At 74.4% G+C, this 3,615-nt stretch carries 3 protein-coding genes and 1 pseudogene; 3 read left to right on the top strand and 1 reads right to left on the bottom strand.

Annotated features, from left to right (window positions below; translation table 11 throughout):
* The 3 genes and pseudogenes from PKY62_RS12650 to PKY62_RS12660 all read left to right on the top strand — a co-directional run.
* A pseudogene (locus PKY62_RS12650) lies at positions 1 to 896 on the top strand (hypothetical protein); the annotation flags it as partial.
* Positions 893 to 1,921: an AAA family ATPase gene (locus PKY62_RS12655; protein ID WP_324537498.1), complete on the top strand. Its 1,029-nt coding sequence runs from the start codon at positions 893 to 895 to the stop codon at positions 1,919 to 1,921. The pseudogene PKY62_RS12650 and the gene PKY62_RS12655, both read left to right, overlap by 4 nt.
* A complete protein-coding gene (locus tag PKY62_RS12660) occupies positions 1,921 to 3,213 on the top strand; it encodes a DUF58 domain-containing protein (RefSeq protein WP_324537500.1) in 1,293 nt (430 codons plus the stop codon). Before PKY62_RS12655 ends, PKY62_RS12660 begins: the two co-directional genes overlap by 1 nt.
* A 9-nt stretch (positions 3,214 to 3,222) precedes the next feature.
* Here the strand turns inward: PKY62_RS12660 and PKY62_RS12665 are convergent.
* A partial coding sequence (locus PKY62_RS12665) for a stage II sporulation protein M (protein ID WP_324537502.1) occupies positions 3,223 to 3,615 on the bottom strand: 393 nt, incomplete at its 5' end.

Consider the following 3,615-nt stretch of genomic DNA (forward strand, 5'->3'; position numbering starts at 1 on the left):
TCGCCGAGGCGACGACCTCAGCAGGTCGGCTCGTCCTCGTCGGGCCCGACAGCGACCAGCTCGACGTGCTCGGGCTGCCGATCACGACCTTTCCCGGTTTCGGCATCGACCTCGTGGCGCGGTGCTCGTCGACCGTCGCTCGCGACAGCGACGTCGTCTCGGCGGTCGACACCCGCTACCTCGTCGACGGCGATGCCGAGGGCGCCGAGGGCGTGACCACCTGCTTCTCGCTGCCGGATGCCGACAGCGACTCCGGGGAGCCCGCCCCCGGCGGGGAGTTCGGGTCCGCCCTCGTCGAGGTGGCCGCCACCGCGTCGACGCCGCACACCGTCCTCGTCGGCTTCGGGCCCGGCTGGAGCAACCGGTCCATCGTCGAGGGCAGCCACGCCGGCACCGCGGTTCGCGCGCTCGGGTCCACTCCCCGCCTCGTCTGGTACCACCCCGGGACGACCGACCTCGACGACGGCGGCAGCGCGGGTCAGGCCGTGTGGCCCGCGTGGACCACGCCGGCAATCGTGCTCCTCGGGGTCGCCGTCATCGCCCTGGCGCTGACCCGCGGCCGTCGCCTCGGCCGGCTCGTCCCCGAGCCCCTGCCCGTCGTCGTGCGCGCCATCGAGACCACCGAGAGCCGAGGCCGGCTCTATCGCCGGGCCGGCGACCCCGCACGGGCGGCAGCCGTGCTGCGAGCCGGCACGGCCGACCGCCTGGCCAGCCGGCTCGCCGTGCACCGGGGCGCCGGGCCGGCGGGACTCGTGCCCGCCGTGTCGCGCGCCACCGGTCGCCCCGCCGTCGAGGTCGCTGACATCCTGTTCGGGCCGCCCCCAGTGGACGACGCGGCCCTGATCCGACTCGCCCAGCAGCTCACCGACCTCGAGGAGAGGGCCCACCACCCATGACCGAACCCACCGCTGCCGACCACGTCGTCACCTCCGCGACCACGGCATCCACGATCTCGGATGCCGTGCCGGACGCGGACCGTGCGCGCTCGGCGCTCCTCGCCGTGCGGGCCGAGGTCGCCAAGGCCGTCGTCGGCCAGGACGCCGCCGTCGCGGGGCTGCTCGTCGCGCTGCTGTGCCGCGGGCACATCCTGCTGGAGGGGGTGCCGGGCGTGGCCAAGACCCTGCTCGTGCGTGCGCTCGCGGCCGCGCTGGCCATCGAGACCCGCCGTGTGCAGTTCACTCCGGACCTCATGCCCGGCGACCTCACCGGCTCGCTCGTCTTCGACGCCCGCGAGAGTGACTTCACCTTCCGGCCCGGCCCGGTCTTCACCAACCTCATGCTCGCCGACGAGATCAACCGCACGCCCCCGAAGACCCAGTCGGCGATGCTCGAGGCGATGGAGGAGCGGCAGGTGAGCGTCGACGGGCACCCGCACCCCCTGCCCAGCCCGTTCATGGTTGCCGCGACCCAGAATCCCGTCGAGTACGAGGGCACCTACCCGCTGCCCGAGGCCCAGCTCGACCGTTTCCTGCTCAAGGTCGTGCTGCCCCTGCCCCAGCGGGCCGACGAGGTGCAGGTGCTGCGCCGCCACGCGGACGGCTTCGACCCGCGCGACCTCACCGCGGCCGGCATCCGACCCGTCGCCAGCGTCGCCGACCTCGATGCGGGCGTCGCCGCGGTTCGTGGCGTCTCCATCTCCGACGAGGTGGCTGCCTACATCGTCGACATCGCCCGGGCGACCCGGGTCTCACCCTCGCTGTCCCTCGGGGTGTCCCCGCGCGGGGCGACCGCCCTCATGGCCACGAGCCGCGCCTGGGCGTGGCTGGCCGGCCGCACGTTCGTCACGCCCGACGACGTCAAGGCCCTCGCGCACGCGACGCTCGCCCACCGGCTCTCCCTGCGCCCCGAGGCCGAGCTCGAGGGCGTCGGCGTCGGCGCGGTGCTCGACAGCGCGCTGGGGTCGGTTCCCGTCCCCCGCTGATGGCGATCACCTGGCGCACCGTGGTGCTGGTCCTGCTCGGGCTGGCACCGGTCGCCGTGTGGCCGAGCGGTGCGACGGTCCGGTGGTGGCTGCTCGCGGTCGTGCTGCTCGTCGCGCTCGACGTGCTGCTCGCGAGCCGGCCGAGCGCACTGAGCATCGTGCGCAGTGGGCCCATGCAGGTGCGCCTCGGCGAGAGCACGACGAGCAGCCTGTGGGTCACCAACACCTCGGGACGTGGGGTCCGCGGACTGCTCCGCGACGCCTGGCAACCCTCCGCCGGAGCGCAGGATGCCGTGCACGACCTCACCGTGCCGCCGCACGAGCGGGTGCGGTTGACCACCCACTTCACCCCGACCCGGCGGGGTGACCGGCGAGCCGACCGCGTCACCGTGCGGATCCTCGGGCCGCTGCGGCTCGCCGCGCGCCAGCGGTCGCTCCCGGTGCCGGGGTCGTTCAGGGCGCTGCACGCGTTCCCGTCGCGGCGGCACCTGCCGAGCCGGCTGGCGGTGCTGCGCCAGCTCGACGGGCGCGCGGCCGTGCGAACCCGAGGGCAGGGCACCGAGTTCGACAGCCTGCGCGAGTACGTCGAGGGTGACGACGTGCGCTCCATCGACTGGCGGGCGACCGCCCGGCGCCAGCACCTCGTCGTGCGCACCTGGCAGCCCGAGCAGCACCGGCGCGTCGTCATCGTGCTCGACACCTCGCGCACCAGCGCCGGTCGCATCGGCGACGCCCCCCGGCTCGACGCCGCGATGGATGCCGCGCTCCTCCTCACCGCGCTGGCCGGGCACGCACGTGACCGGGTCCAGGTCATCGCCGGCGACCGGGTGGTGCACGCCAGGATCAGCGGCACCGACCGGGCCAGGCTGCTGCACGACACCATCAGCACGCTCGCCCCGGTGGAGTCGCGCCTCGTCGAGGCCGACTGGCGAGCCCTGGCCACCGAGGTCGTGCGCCTGGGCACCCACCGGGCACTCGTCGTGCTCATCACGTCGCTGGAGTCATCAGCGATCGAGGAGGGTCTGCTCCCCGTCCTGCCCGCCCTCGCGGCACACCACCGGGTCGTGGTCGCCTCGGTCAGCGACCCGGCCCTCGAGGTGATGACCGGGGCGCGGACCTCGACGTCCGAGGTCTACGACGCGGCCGCCGCGGAACGCACGGTGGCGCTACGGCGACGCACGGCATCCGCGCTCGAACAGCTGGGCGTCGACGTGCTCGACGCGGCGCCCGACGACCTCCCGGTGCGCCTGGCCGACCACTACCTCATGCTGAAGCGCCAGGGCCTGCTCTGACGTGGCCGGTCAGGCGGCGGCCACCGGGGCGACGTCCCCGGCGTCACGGGCGAGGACGTCCCCCGTGACGCCCTGGGCTGCCGCAGACCTGCCGACGACGAACACGTAGGCGAGGAAAAGGGCCTCGGCGACGACCCCGATGAGGATGCGCGCCCACGTCGGCAATCCCGACGGCGTCACGAAGCCCTCGATCGCCCCGCTCACGAACAGCACGGCGACCAGGCCCAGGGAGATCGCGATGGCGGTGCGCCCCTCCTTCGCGAACGACTCGAGCCGGCCCATCGGCCCGGGCTCCACCCACGACCAGAACAGCCGCAGCCCGATACCGGCGGCGACGAACACAGCCGTCAGCTCGAGCAGCCCGTGCGGCAGGATCAGGCCGAAGAAGAGTGCCCCGCGGTC

The organism is Actinotalea sp., assembly GCF_035443605.1.
GTDB lineage: Bacteria > Actinomycetota > Actinomycetes > Actinomycetales > Cellulomonadaceae > Actinotalea.

Bases quoted from the DNA above. Each gene is read 5' to 3' on its own strand.
- PKY62_RS12655 (WP_324537498.1), top strand. From the start codon at position 893: ATGACCGAACCCACCGCTGCCGACCACGTCGTCACCTCCGCGACCACG.
- PKY62_RS12660 (WP_324537500.1), top strand. From the start codon at position 1,921: ATGGCGATCACCTGGCGCACCGTGGTGCTGGTCCTGCTCGGGCTGGCA.